Annotated in this window: 11 protein-coding genes and 1 tRNA gene; 5 read left to right on the forward strand and 7 right to left on the reverse strand. The window is 71.0% G+C overall.

The window, feature by feature from the left end:
- Nucleotides 1–42: 42 nt before the first annotated feature.
- From QQZ13_RS04735 to QQZ13_RS04745, 3 genes are all read right to left on the reverse strand, one after another.
- Entirely contained in the window at nt 43–276 is a 234-nt protein-coding gene (locus tag QQZ13_RS04735) for a DUF4244 domain-containing protein (RefSeq protein WP_284527953.1), read from the reverse strand.
- Nucleotides 277–344: 68 nt separating this feature from the next.
- Nucleotides 345–1,223 carry a type II secretion system F family protein gene (locus QQZ13_RS04740; RefSeq protein WP_284527954.1) on the reverse strand — a complete coding sequence of 293 codons (879 nt, stop codon included), beginning with the start codon at nt 1,221–1,223 and terminating at the stop codon, nt 345–347.
- A complete protein-coding gene (locus QQZ13_RS04745; protein WP_284527955.1) occupies nt 1,220–2,284 on the reverse strand; it encodes a TadA family conjugal transfer-associated ATPase in 1,065 nt (354 codons plus the stop codon). Before QQZ13_RS04745 ends, QQZ13_RS04740 begins: the two co-directional genes overlap by 4 nt.
- A gap of 383 nt (nt 2,285–2,667) precedes the next feature.
- Here QQZ13_RS04745 and acs point away from each other — a divergent pair, with 383 nt between their 5' ends.
- Nucleotides 2,668–4,632 (forward strand): acetate--CoA ligase, encoded by a 1,965-nt coding sequence (acs, locus tag QQZ13_RS04750; RefSeq protein ID WP_284527956.1) that lies wholly within the window; start codon nt 2,668–2,670, stop codon nt 4,630–4,632.
- Between the two features lie 102 nt (nt 4,633–4,734).
- Here acs and QQZ13_RS04755 read toward each other — a convergent pair whose 3' ends face one another.
- Both QQZ13_RS04755 and QQZ13_RS04760 read right to left on the reverse strand, forming a co-directional pair.
- Entirely contained in the window at nt 4,735–5,202 is a 468-nt protein-coding gene (locus tag QQZ13_RS04755; RefSeq protein WP_284527957.1) for a RidA family protein, read from the reverse strand.
- Nucleotides 5,202–5,417 carry a hypothetical protein gene (locus QQZ13_RS04760; protein WP_284527958.1) on the reverse strand — a complete coding sequence of 72 codons (216 nt, stop codon included), beginning with the start codon at nt 5,415–5,417 and terminating at the stop codon, nt 5,202–5,204. Before QQZ13_RS04760 ends, QQZ13_RS04755 begins: the two co-directional genes overlap by 1 nt.
- An 87-nt stretch (nt 5,418–5,504) precedes the next feature.
- On the opposite strand from QQZ13_RS04760, the gene QQZ13_RS04765 reads away from it, so the two are divergent.
- The 4 genes from QQZ13_RS04765 to QQZ13_RS04780 all read left to right on the forward strand — a co-directional run bounded on the left by QQZ13_RS04765 (nt 5,505) and on the right by QQZ13_RS04780 (nt 10,088).
- Nucleotides 5,505–8,168 carry a transglycosylase domain-containing protein gene (locus tag QQZ13_RS04765; RefSeq protein ID WP_284527959.1) on the forward strand — a complete coding sequence of 888 codons (2,664 nt, stop codon included), beginning with the start codon at nt 5,505–5,507 and terminating at the stop codon, nt 8,166–8,168.
- Between the two features lie 29 nt (nt 8,169–8,197).
- Nucleotides 8,198–9,142, forward strand: coding sequence for a metallophosphoesterase (locus QQZ13_RS04770; protein WP_284527960.1), 945 nt, complete (start codon nt 8,198–8,200; stop codon nt 9,140–9,142).
- Nucleotides 9,143–9,175: 33 nt separating this feature from the next.
- Nucleotides 9,176–9,249 (forward strand) — tRNA-Pro (locus QQZ13_RS04775).
- A gap of 74 nt (nt 9,250–9,323) precedes the next feature.
- Complete coding sequence (locus QQZ13_RS04780; RefSeq protein WP_284527961.1) at nt 9,324–10,088, forward strand: HAD-IIB family hydrolase; 765 nt, start codon at nt 9,324–9,326, stop codon at nt 10,086–10,088.
- A gap of 18 nt (nt 10,089–10,106) precedes the next feature.
- Here the strand turns inward: QQZ13_RS04780 and QQZ13_RS04785 are convergent, their stop codons facing one another.
- On the reverse strand, nt 10,107–11,378 hold the full coding sequence (locus QQZ13_RS04785; protein WP_284527962.1) for an alpha-hydroxy acid oxidase: 1,272 nt from the start codon (nt 11,376–11,378) through the stop codon (nt 10,107–10,109).
- Nucleotides 11,379–11,427: 49 nt separating this feature from the next.
- Nucleotides 11,428–12,150, reverse strand: coding sequence for a FadR/GntR family transcriptional regulator (locus QQZ13_RS04790; RefSeq protein ID WP_284527963.1), 723 nt, complete (start codon nt 12,148–12,150; stop codon nt 11,428–11,430).
- Between the last annotated feature and the right edge of the window lie 63 nt (nt 12,151–12,213).

Here is a 12,213-nt window from a genome sequence, read left to right on the forward strand (position 1 = left end):
ATCCCCGGTCATCTCGGTGGAGGGGCCCATCGTGCCGAGGGCTCATTCGACCGTGAGCGCGCGGCGGACGAGATCGGTGAGGATCCCGCGCACCTCGTCGCTGCGCATGATGACGACCAGCAGCCCGGCGAAGGCGACGGCCGCCATCGTGGCGATCGCGTACTCGGCCGTCGCGGCGCCCGTGTCGTCGCGGAACAGCCGGGCAGCCCGGCGCGCGGTCAGCCGCGGCAGGTGCGGCGACCGTGCGAGGGAGCGGGCGGGCAGGTGAGGGATCATGTGTTTCCTTTCAGGACGGGACGGCGGCACGGGCAGGAAGAGGCAGGGGAAGAGCGGAGGAATACGGATCAGAAGCCGATGGACGACGACGTGAGGACCGACAGCAGCATGGGCGCGACGCCGAGCAGCAGGAAGGCGGGCAAGGTGCAGGCGCCGAGCGGAAGCAGCAGCCGGCCGCCGAGCCGCGCGGCGCGCAGCCGGCCCTCGGTCCGCGCAGCGAGGCGCCGGTCCTCCGCCTCGGCGCGGAGCAGTTCGACGGCCGGCGCACCCGAGCCGCGCGAAAGCGCGATCGTGTCGGCGGTGGCCTCCGACGCGGAGGGGCATCCTGCCGCCGTGACCACGTCGAGCGCGCGGTCGATCGAGACGCCGCCGCTGAGCGCGATCGACAGCAGCTCGTGCTCCCAGCCGGCGATGCTCGGCGGCGGCTGAGCCCGGCGCACGAGCGCGGCGGTCCAGCGGCGGGCCGCGACCATGAGGCCGGCACCGAGCGCCGCGCAGACCAGTCCGACCGGATGGAGCAGCGTGCTCGCCACGTCGAAGCCGAACGCGACCACCAGCACGACGCCCAGTGCCGGAAGCCAGCCGATCAGGCGGGCGGTCGTCGCGGGTTCGGCCAGGGCGACCGCCACATCGGCCCGCGCCTGCTCCGCGTCGCGCAGCGCGTCGGCGATCGCGCGCAGGCTCGGCGCGAGCGGGGCCCCCACCGTGGTGGCGACCCGCCACGCCACGGCGACCTCCCGCCAGGTCCCGCCCCGGCGATCGAGCTCGCCGGGGATCGCTGCCGCATCGTGCGCGGCGCCGGCGAGCCCCTGCTCACCGCCGGCGACGTGGTGCCACGCGCGGGCCGGCGTCAGCCCGGCCTGCAGCAGCACGGCGAGGCGGTGCACGCTGATCGCCGCGGTCATCGCGTCCGACGCGGCGGGTTCGGATGGGCGGCGCCGCCTCATGGGAGCTCCTCGACGCCCAGGCGCCCATCGTCGGCGATCAGCCGCCCGAGGCCCGCTACGCGCCGGCGTCCGTCGCGTCCGCGTTCGACGTGGACGATCGCGCCGATGGCGCTCACCGCCTGCCGCGCGACGGCGCGATCGCTCATCCCGGCCAGCGCCCCGAGCGCCTCCAGCCGGGCCGGCACGTCGGCGATCCCGCTGGCGTGCAGCGTCCCGGCGCCGCCGTCGTGGCCGGTGTTCAGGGCCGTGAGCAGCTCGCGCACCTCCTCGCCGCGGCACTCCCCGACCACCAGCCGGTCGGGTCGCATCCGCAGCGCCTCCCGGACCAGGCGCGCGAGACCGACGGCGCCGGCTCCTTCGAGGTTGGCCTGCCGGGCTTCGAGACTCACGTGGTGCGGATGCTCGATGCGCAGCTCGGCCACGTCCTCGATGGTGATGATGCGCTCGCCGGCGGGGACGAGGCCGAGGAGCGCGGCGAGCAGGGTCGTCTTGCCCGCACCCGTGGCGCCCGTGACGAGGATGTTCGCCCGACCGGACACCAGTCCCGCCAGGCGTTCGGCGCCGGCGGCGTCGACCATGCCCCGCCGCCCCAGGTCGTCGAGACTCAGGCGCTCCGCGGCGGGCAGCCGGATCGAGATCGCCGCGCCGCCCCGGGCGACCGGCGGCAGGACGGCGTGCACGCGAGCGCCCTGCTCCCAGCGCACGTCGACGAGCGGCGTCAGGTCGTCGAGGTGGCGGCCGCCGATCCCGACGAGGGCCACCGCGAGCTCGCGCACCGCCTGGGCGTCCGCCTGCCATCCGGCGACGCGTTCGGCGCCCCGCCCGCGGTCGACGAACAGCCCGCCGGAGCCGTTGACGAAGACGTCGGTGACGTCGGGGTCGGACAGATGCGGCAGGAGCGATGCCACTGCCGGATGGTCGGGCACCGCGCGTCGCCGCGTGGAGGATCCGCGCCGACGCGACGCCGGGGAAGGCTCGGTGACGACGAACTCCCCCGGCGACCGCGGGCCGGGCGGAACGGCGACGTCACCGCGCGGTCGGACGACGAAGGCTTCGGGCATGGCATGACCGTAGGCGGCGCCACACCTGCCGATCGCGGTGTTCCGCAGGCCGGTGGACGGCCGGACGAAGCCCCGTGCTGGGGAGGAGCCCCGGAGATGGAGAGGGGCGGCATCCTTTGGGGGGAAGGATGCCGCCCGGAACGACGTTCGCTACGGGGGATCGCGACACGTCGTTGCGCCAGAATCTGAGTTCGGCCGGGTCCGAGCATACGCAACGGCTCCGCGACCGCAAAACACCGTCGGCGCGTGGCGAACTGATATATCGGTCCGCATGGATCACCCACTATCGGCGGTAGTGTGCGGATTTGGGACCCGGCTAGATTGACCGGAATCGTCACGGAGCCCGCCGTCGTCCCGTGAGCACAAGCCGCAAAGGAGCGCGCATGAGCAGCCAGATCGACCACCTGCTGACCGAGGACCGCCGGTTCCCGCCGAGCGAGGAGTTCGCCAAGAATGCCGTCGCGACTGCCGATCTCTACCGCGAAGCAGAGGCCGACCGCGAGGCGTTCTGGGCGGAGCAGGCGCGGGCGCTCCACTGGCACACCCCGTTCTCACAGGTGCTGGACTGGTCCAACCCCCCGTTCGCACAGTGGTTCGCCGACGGCGAGCTGAACGTCGCGTACAACTGCCTCGACCGTCACGTGGAGGCGGGCGACGGCGACCGCATCGCCCTGCTGTGGGAGGGCGAGCCGGGCGACGAGCGGCGCATCAGCTACGCCGAGCTCACCGAGGAGGTCAAGCGGGTCGCCAACGTCCTCGGCGAGCTGGGCGTGGGACAGGGCGACCGCGTCGCGATCTACATGCCGATGATCCCCGAGGCCATCGCCGCGATGCTCGCCGTCGCCCGCGTCGGCGCGATCCACTCCGTGATCTTCGGCGGATTCTCGGCCGACAGCCTGCGCACCCGGATCGACGACGCGGGCGCGAAGCTCGTCATCACCGCGGACGGCGGTTACCGCAAGGGCCGGGTGTCCCCTCTGAAGCCGGCCGTCGATCAGGCCCTCGCCGATCGCGGCGCGGGGCCGCAGGGCACGGTCGAGCACGTGCTGGTGGTCAAGCGCACCGGCGACGAGGTGCCGTGGGACGCCGACCGCGACCTGTGGTGGCACGATGTCGTGCCCGCCGCGTCCCCCGAGCACGAGGCGCAGCCCTTCCCCGCCGAGAACCCGCTGTTCATCCTGTACACCTCCGGAACGACCGGGAAGCCCAAGGGCATCCTCCACACCTCCGGCGGGTACCTCACGCAGGCGACCTTCACCAACAAGGTGGTCCACGACCTGCACCCCGAGACCGACGTGTTCTGGTGCACCGCCGACATCGGCTGGATCACGGGGCACTCCTACGTCGCCTACGGGCCGCTCGCCAACGGCGCCACCCAGGTGCTCTACGAGGGCACGCCCGACACGCCCCACCCCGGACGCTGGTGGGAGCTCGTCGAGAAGTACGGGGTCACCGTCCTCTACACCGCCCCGACGGCGATCCGTTCCTTCATGAAGCTCGGCCGGGCCATCCCGCAGCAGTTCGACCTGTCCTCCCTGCGCCTGCTGGGATCGGTGGGCGAGCCCATCAACCCCGAGGCGTGGATGTGGTACCGCAAGATCATCGGCGGCAAGACGGCTCCCATCGTCGACACGTGGTGGCAGACGGAGACCGGCGCGATCATGGTGTCCGCCCTGCCGGGGGTCACCGAGACCAAGCCCGGGTCGGCCCAGGTGCCGCTTCCCGGCATCTCGATCGACGTCGTCGACGACAACGGCGAGCACGTCGGCAACGGCAACGGCGGACTCCTGGTCATCACCAAGCCGTGGCCCAGCATGCTCCGCGGCATCTGGGGAGACCCGGAGCGCTTCCGCGAGACCTACTGGGAGAAGTTCGAGAAGCAGGGCTACTACTTCGCCGGCGACGGCGCACGCCTGGACGACGACGGCGACGTCTGGTTCCTCGGACGCGTCGACGACGTGATGAACGTGTCGGGGCATCGTCTGTCGACGACCGAGATCGAGTCGGCCCTCGTCGGGAACGAGGCCGTCGCCGAAGCGGCGGTGGTGGGCGCGACGGACGAGACGACGGGCCAGGCCGTGGTGGCCTTCGTCATCATCAAGCAGTCCTACCTCGACGCCCACTCCCCCGAGGGCCTCGCCGGTGCGCTGCGGTCATGGGTCGGCGAGCAGATCGGGCCGATCGCGAGGCCGCGCGACGTGTACATCGTCGGCGAGCTGCCCAAGACGCGGTCCGGCAAGATCATGCGCCGGCTGCTGCGCGACGTCGCCGAGGGGCGCGAGGTCGGCGATACGACGACCCTGGCCGACACCGCCGTGATGTCGGTGATCTCCGCCCAGGTGAAGTAGCGCCGGGCTCGCCGCCGCAGGCGTGTCCCACTTTCGGTTGCTCAGCAGTTAGCGAAGCGACCCAAAGTGGGACATGCCCCGCAGGAAGTGGGACGAGTGGGGTCAGGCGAGGGCGAAGACGACCTCGACCTCGACGGGGCTGTCGAGGGGCAGGACCGTCACGCCGACGGCGGAGCGCGCGTGGACGCCCGCCTCGCCGAAGACCTGGCCCAGCAGTTCGCTCGCGCCGTTGACGACGACCGGCTGCCCGGTGAACTCGGGGACGGACGCCACGAAGCCGGTGACCTTGACGACCCGGGACAGATTGTCCACACCGCCCGCAGCGGCCGCCGCGGCGGCGATGGCGTTGAGCGCGCACTGGCGGGCGTAGGCCTGCGCGTCGGCGGGCGGCACGAGCCCGTGACCGTCACCGACCTTGCCGGTGGCCGGGAGGACGCCCGAGACCATCGGGAGCTGACCCGCCGTGTAGACGAGCCCGCCGTGCACGGTCGCCGGCACGTAGGCGGCGACCGGCGGGACGACCGGAGGAAGCTCGATGCCGAGCTCGGCCAGACGCTGCGAGACGCTCATCACGCCCCCTCGAACTGCTGCGCGGCCTGAGCGGCCGCGCCGAGCCCTGCGTTGGCGGCGCCGCCGCCGGCGGGCCGCTTGAAGTAGGCGACGAGGCCGCCCTCGGGACCGGGCACGACCTGCACGAGTTCCCACCCCTGCTTGCCCCAGTTGTTGAGGATCGCGGCGGTGTTGTGGATCAGCAGCGGCGTGGTGAGGTACTCCCACGTGGTCATCGGGTGCTCCCTTGCGACGGCGCGGATAGGCGCGGCATGCGGGCCCTACCGAGGGTTCCCCCAGGTAATTCCCTTACGATCAAGCCTATGCCCCAATCGAAACGGACAGCCACCGGCGTGCTCGGCGGCCTTCTGGGCCTCATCGGTCTGAGCACCGTGGCCGGCGTGCTGATCACCGCCACCGTGACCCCCGCCATCGCCGTGTCCGGATATGCGGCCTCGAGCGCCATCACCATGTTCGACAAGATGCCGAGCTATCTCGAGCCCGCGTCGCTCATGCTGCCGACGCGCATCTACAAGAAGAACGCCGACGGCAAGAACGTGCTCATGGCGCAGTTCTACGACCAGAACCGCATCCCGGTCACGTACGACCAGGTCAACCCGGTGATGTACGACGCGATCCTCTCCAGCGAGGACAAGAACTTCTACACGCACGGCGGCGTGGACCTCATGGGCACCCTGAAGGCCCTGGCGGGCAACGCCTCGGGCAGCAGCACGCGAGGCGGCTCGACGATCACGCAGCAGTACGTGAAGAACGTCCTCCAGCAGAACTGCGAGTTCGACGCCGCGAGCGAGGAGGAGGTGCGGGCCTGCTTCCTCCAGACCACGGTCAACGAGGGCGCCGAGGGCTACCAGCGCAAGCTCCAGGAGATGCGCTACGCGATCCAGCTCGAGAAGGAGTACGAGAAGAACGACATCCTCCTCGGCTACCTGAACATCTCGTCCTTCGGCGGGACCGTGTACGGCATCGGCGCTGCGGCGCAGTACTACTTCAGCACCACCGCGGCCAAGCTCACCATCGCTCAGGCGGCCACGATCGCCGGCATGGTGCAGGAGCCGAACACCTTCCGCATCGACAAGCCCAAGGGCACCTGGACCGACAAGGCCGGCAACGCCCGCAACGGCGAGGCCGACGGCTACGCCGACACCCTCAAGCGCCGCGACTACGTGCTCGGCCGCATGCTCGCCGACGGCAAGATCACGCGGGCGGAGTACGACGAGGCGAAGGCCTCGCCGATCGAGCCGAAGATCAGCCAGCGCAAGCAGGGCTGCAGCCAGGCCAAGGGCGCGCAGTTCTTCTGCGAGTACGTGGTGTCGATCATCCGCACCGATCCCGCCTTCGGCGAGTCGAAGGAGGAGCGCGCCGCCGCACTGCGCCGCGGTGGCCTGAAGGTCTACACGACGCTCGACTACGACCTGCAGAAGGCCGCCAACGACGCGATCGACATCGTGCCGGCGAGCGTGGACTACATGGACCTCGGCGCCTCCGGCGTGCAAGTGGAGGTGGGCACCGGGCGTGTGCTGTCGATGGTGCAGAACCGTCCGTACAGCACGAAGACCGACGACCCCTCGACCACCCAGGTCAACTACAACGTCCGCAAGCAGAACGGCGGCGGCAGCGGCCACTCGGCCGGATCGACCTACAAGGTCTTCAGCCTCGTCAACTGGCTGCAGGAAGGGCATTCCGTCAACGAGATGCTCAATGGCCGCACGGGCCTGAAGAAGGTGAACACCTGCGACGGTGCGACCCGCGACCAGTACGCCGACAACTCGGGTCAGACCAACCACATCGGAAACTTCGAGAACAACTCCGGCTACACGGGCTCCGTCTACCGGTTCACGAAGGACTCGCTGAACTCCGGCTTCCTGGCCATGGCGGAGAAGATCTCGGTGTGCAGCACCAACCAGGTCGCCATGCAGATGGGCGTCATGCGCGGTGACGGCACTCCCCTCGACGAGGTGCCCGAAGGCTCCGGCCTCTCGGCCAACGTTCCCTACAACGTCCTCGGAGACGCCAACGTGGCGCCGATCGACATGGCGCAGGCGTACGCCGCGATCGCGTCGAACGGCATCCTCTGCGAGTCGAAGGTGATCGACCGCGTGCTCAACGCCGACGGCAGCGACCATGCGATCCCCGACACCAAGTGCGAGCGCGTCCTCAGCGAGGCCGTCGCCTCCACCGCCGCCTACACGCTCGAGGGCGTCATGAAGGCCGACGGCACCGGCTCGGGCGCGCGCACCTACGACGGCACGCCCATCTTCGGCAAGACCGGTATCCACCAGTTCCTCCACACCTGGATGGACGGATCGAGCACCGAGGTCACCACGGTGGTCTGGGTCGGCAACGCCAACGCCAAGAAGAAGAACGGCGAATGGGTCAACACCCGACTCGACAACTACTACGAGTCGGGCTACCGCCTCTCGCGCATCCGCAACGGCATCTGGCCCGAGATGCAGCGCGCGGCCAACGCCAAGTACGGCGGCGACGACTTCCCGAGCCCCGACGAGGAGCTCACCAAGCAGGTGTACGTCACCCTCCCGAGCGTCATCGGCATGAGCATCGACGAGGCGACCTCGACCCTGCGGTCCGCGGGCTTCTCGGTGACGGTGGCGGACGCCATCGACGCGACCGAGAAGGCAGGCACGATCGTCGAGCAGAGCCCGGGCGCCGGCCGCGTGGCCGGGGGGACCAGCGTCACGATCACCCCCAGCAACGGCGAGGGCGTGGCCGTCCCGTCGGTGGGCGGAACGCCCGATGACGCCGAGAACGCGCTGCGGGCCGCCGGGTTCGGCCGGATCGACCGCGAGTGCACGCAGCAGGAGGGCGCCCCGCCGCAGGGCGTCGTCACCGGCACCGATCCGGCCGCCGGAACGATGGTCGGCCGCAACACGCAGATCACGATCCAGTACCAGGCCGCCAACTGCGGCGGTCCCGGGAACGGCAACGGCAACGACGGGAACGACGACTGAGCGCCCGCACGCCGCTTCGCACCGCCCTCATGGCTCCTCTCGGAGTCATGGGGGCGGTCGGCGTCGGCTCGGCGATCTGGGGCATCGGGATCGAGCGGTACCTGTTCACGGTCCGCCGTCACGACCTCGCCGTGCTCCCGCCCGGCAGCGCGCCACTGACCGTCCTCCACCTCTCCGACGCCCATATGGCGCCGTGGCAGCACCGCAAACAGCGTTGGATCGCCGAGATCGCCGAGCAGACGCAGCCCGACCTCGTCGTGAACACCGGCGACAACCTCGGACATGCCGACGGGCTCGACGGCATCCGCGCGGCCTTCGCGCCCCTGCGCGGGATCCCGGGATTCTTCGTGCACGGGTCCAACGACGTCGTCGGTCCGACGGCGCGCAACCCGCTCCACTACTTCTCCGGTCCGTCGGGCCACAAGCGTCGCGCCGAGCGGCTCGACACCCCCGCCATGGACGCCTACTTCGCCGATGAGCTCGGCTGGACCGATCTGGACAACACCGCCGCGCGGCTGACCGTCGGCGGCCTCACGATCGACGGCTTCGGCGTGGACGACGCCCACCGCGACTGGGACGAGCTCGACGCCGCGGCCGGGGCCCTTCAGCGGGTCCGCCGCGGGCGCTGGTGGCAGGTCCCCCGGGAGGCGGGGCTCACCCTGGGCGTCACCCACGCCCCCTACCGTCGCGTGCTCGACCGCTTCACAGATCTCGGCGCCGACATGCTGATCGCCGGGCACACCCACGGCGGCCAGGTCCGCGTCCCGTTCTCCCCGAACGCCCTGGTCGCCAACTGCGACATCCCCCTCGACCAGGCGCGCGGCCTCAGCACCTGGCATCACGGGAGCCGCTCGGTGCCCCTCAACGTCAGCGCCGGGCTCGGCCACTCCATCTACGCGCCGGTGCGCTTCGGGTGCCGCCCCGAGGTCTCGGTGCTGCGACTGCTGCCCATCACGCGTCCCGATTCGGTGTGAGCGCCGGAACGGGGTAGACTCGGAGGGTTGCCACGGGGTGTGGCGCAGCTTGGTAGCGCGCGTCGTTCGGGACGACGAGGCCGCAGGTTCAAATCCTGTCACCCCGACTGCACGAGGCTCCGCCTTTGATTTCGATCACGGGCGGAGCCTTTCGCATAACCGCCGATACGGAGTACGCGCCATGACCACGCCCCGCCTCGTCGCCTTCGACCTCGACGACACGCTCGCCCCCTCCAAGAGCGCCATCTCGCCGCGCATGGGCGAGCTGCTGCTCGCCCTCGCCGAGCGGGTCGAGGTCGCGATCATCTCCGGCGGACAGCTGCTGCAGTTCCAGTCCCAGGTCGTCGACCGGCTGCCGGCGACCGAGGCCGAGGTCCTGGGACGGTTCCACCTGCTTCCCACGTGCGGAACGCAGTACTACCGCCTCGAGGCCGACGGCGTCCGCACCGTCTACGCGCACGCCCTCACCGACGACGAGAAGCAGCGCGCCCTCGCCGCGGTCGAAGAGGAGGCGCGCCGCCTGGGCGTCTGGGAGTCGGAGACCTGGGGCGACATCCTGGAGGACCGCGGCTCGCAGATCACCTTCTCGGCACTCGGCCAGACCGCACCGGTCGACGCGAAGACCGCCTGGGATCCGACCGGGGCGAAGAAGAACGCCCTCCGCGACGCCGTGGCCGCGCGCATCCCCGACCTCGAGGTCCGCTCGGGCGGCTCCACCTCGGTCGACATCACCCGCCGCGGCATCGACAAGGCCTACGGCATGACGCGCCTCGCGGAGCAGACCGGCATCCCCCTCGACGACATGCTCTTCGTCGGGGACCGCCTCGACGAGCACGGGAACGACTACCCGGTGCTCGCGATGGGCGTCGCCTGCCACGCGGTGACCGGCTGGGAGGACACGGTCGACTACCTCGAGGCGCTCATCCCGACGCTTCCGTCGCGCTGAGCCTCCGCCCCCGCAGCGCTAGGCCTTCACGCGCGTCGGCGCCCGCCGCGGCGCGGGCGCCAGGACGGGGGTGAGACGCTGCAGCTGCGTGACGTGACGAGGCTCCAGCTCCGCGAGCGACGAGACGCCCAGGAGGGTCATCGTGCGCTCGATCTCGGAGCGGAGGATCGCGATCGTGCGGTCGACCCCGCGCCGTCCGCCCGCCATCAGGCCGTAGAGGTACGCGCGGCCGATGAGCGTGAACTTGGCGCCGAGGGCGACCGACGCCACGATGTCGGCACCGTTCATGATGCCCGTGTCGATCATGACGGTGGCGTCCTTGCCGACCTCGCGCACGACCTTCGGCAGCAGGTGGAAGGGGATCGGCGCACGGTCGAGCTGGCGCCCGCCGTGATTGGACAGCACGATGCCGTCGACGCCGAGGTCCACGAGCCGCTTCGAGTCCGGCACGTTCTGCACACCCTTGACGACGATCCTGCCGGGCCACATCTCGCGGATCACCGCGAGATCGTCGTAGCTGATGGTCGGGTCCATCGCGGCGTTGAGGAGCTCCCCCACCGTCCCGCCGGTGGTCGTGAACGAGGCGAACTCGAGCTTGGGCGTCGTGAGGAAATCGATCCACCACCACGGGCGCGGGATGGCGTTGACGATCGTGCCGACCGTGAGCTGCGGTGGGATGGAGAAGCCGTTCCGCTTGTCGCGCAGGCGGGCGCCGGCGATCGGCGTGTCGACCGTGAACATGAGCGTGTCGAACCCGGCGTCCGCGGCGCGCTTCACGAGCCCGTACGAGAGCTCGCGCTCCCGCATGACGTAGAGCTGGAACCAGTTGCGTCCGTGCGGGTTGGCGGCCCGGACGTTCTCGATCGAGGTGGTGCCGAGCGTGGAGAGCGTGAACGGGATGCCGGCTGCGGCAGCCGCGGATGCGCCGGCCACCTCCCCTTCGGTCTGCATGAGGCGGGTGAAGCCCGTGGGGGCGATGCCGAACGGGAGCGCGGAGGGCCCGCCGAGGATCTCGACCGACGTGTCCACGTGCTCGGCGGGACGCAGGATGTCGGGGTGGAACTCGATGTCCTCGAACGCCTGCCGTGCCCGGGCGAGGGACAGCTCGCCCTCCGCGGCGCCGTCGGTGTAGTCGAACGCCGCCTTGGGCGTGCGCCGCTTCGCGATCGCGCGCAGGTCGGCGATCGTCAGCGCCGCGTCCAGGCGCCGCTTCGTGCCGTCGAGCTCGGGCTTCTTGAACTGCATGAGCTCCAGGAGCTCGGAGATCTTGGGCAGCTGCCGCTGGACCATGGTGGTGTCTCGTCTCTCTCGTGTCGCCCCGCGGGGCTCCGGCGCCCGGTCAGAGGCTGTGCGCGGGTGCCGGGAGGCCGGCGTCGGCGTAGTAGCCCGTGATGTGGGCGCGCAGGACCTCCCGGGCGCGCTCGGCGTCGCCCGCCTCGATCGCGTGGACGACCTCGGCGTGTTCGTGCCGGAGACGGGAGGCGGTGCCCTGCCAGTCGGGGATGCGCTCTGCCCCGGCCCGGATGTAGCTCTCGATGGTGGTGCGCAGCCCCGCCATGGTGGCGGCCACCACGATGTTGCCCGCCGCGTCGGTGAGCCGCAGATGGAACTGGGTGTCCAGCGCCAGGAACTCCTCGGCGGTGAGCCCCTCGGCCGTCATCGCTTCGAGAGTCGCCCGCGCCGGGCCGAGATCGGGCTCGGCCTGCGCGGCGAGGTGCCCGACCGCCCACTCCTCGAGCAGGAGCCGCGTCTCGTACACGTCGGGGATCGGGAAGCCCTGCGCCGCCACCTGCAGGCGCAGGAACTGCGCCAGGCCGCCGTGGGGCGTCGCCGTCACGATCGCGCCGGAGGTGGGACCCGAGCCGGTGGCGGTGCGGATGAGGCCCATCACCTCGAGCACGCGCAGCGCCTCCCGCACGCTCGACCGTCCCACGCCCAGCGTCGTGGCGAGCTCGCGTTCGGGCTGGAGCCGGTCGCCGGGTCCGAGCCTGCCTTCGAGCAGGTCGGACTCGATCTTCTCGAGCACGACGCGCCAGGCGCGTGCCGGTGTGGAGTCGCTCATGGTTCCCTTCCGTGGTCTGGTCACACTACCGTCTGTGGTCTGGCCGCGCCAGGATTGCGCTGA

This window comes from Microbacterium sp. T2.11-28, from assembly GCF_950097975.1.
Taxonomy (GTDB): domain Bacteria; phylum Actinomycetota; class Actinomycetes; order Actinomycetales; family Microbacteriaceae; genus Microbacterium.

Coding starts and splice junctions, on each gene's coding strand:
- QQZ13_RS04735 (WP_284527953.1), bottom strand. CDS start 276: ATGATCCCTCACCTGCCCGCCCGCTCCCTCGCACGGTCGCCGCACCTG.
- QQZ13_RS04740 (WP_284527954.1), bottom strand. CDS start 1,223: ATGAGGCGGCGCCGCCCATCCGAACCCGCCGCGTCGGACGCGATGACC.
- QQZ13_RS04745 (WP_284527955.1), bottom strand. CDS start 2,284: ATGCCCGAAGCCTTCGTCGTCCGACCGCGCGGTGACGTCGCCGTTCCG.
- acs (WP_284527956.1), top strand. CDS start 2,668: ATGAGCAGCCAGATCGACCACCTGCTGACCGAGGACCGCCGGTTCCCG.
- QQZ13_RS04755 (WP_284527957.1), bottom strand. CDS start 5,202: ATGAGCGTCTCGCAGCGTCTGGCCGAGCTCGGCATCGAGCTTCCTCCG.
- QQZ13_RS04760 (WP_284527958.1), bottom strand. CDS start 5,417: ATGACCACGTGGGAGTACCTCACCACGCCGCTGCTGATCCACAACACC.
- QQZ13_RS04765 (WP_284527959.1), top strand. CDS start 5,505: ATGCCCCAATCGAAACGGACAGCCACCGGCGTGCTCGGCGGCCTTCTG.
- QQZ13_RS04770 (WP_284527960.1), top strand. CDS start 8,198: ATGGCTCCTCTCGGAGTCATGGGGGCGGTCGGCGTCGGCTCGGCGATC.
- QQZ13_RS04780 (WP_284527961.1), top strand. CDS start 9,324: ATGACCACGCCCCGCCTCGTCGCCTTCGACCTCGACGACACGCTCGCC.
- QQZ13_RS04785 (WP_284527962.1), bottom strand. CDS start 11,378: ATGGTCCAGCGGCAGCTGCCCAAGATCTCCGAGCTCCTGGAGCTCATG.
- QQZ13_RS04790 (WP_284527963.1), bottom strand. CDS start 12,150: ATGAGCGACTCCACACCGGCACGCGCCTGGCGCGTCGTGCTCGAGAAG.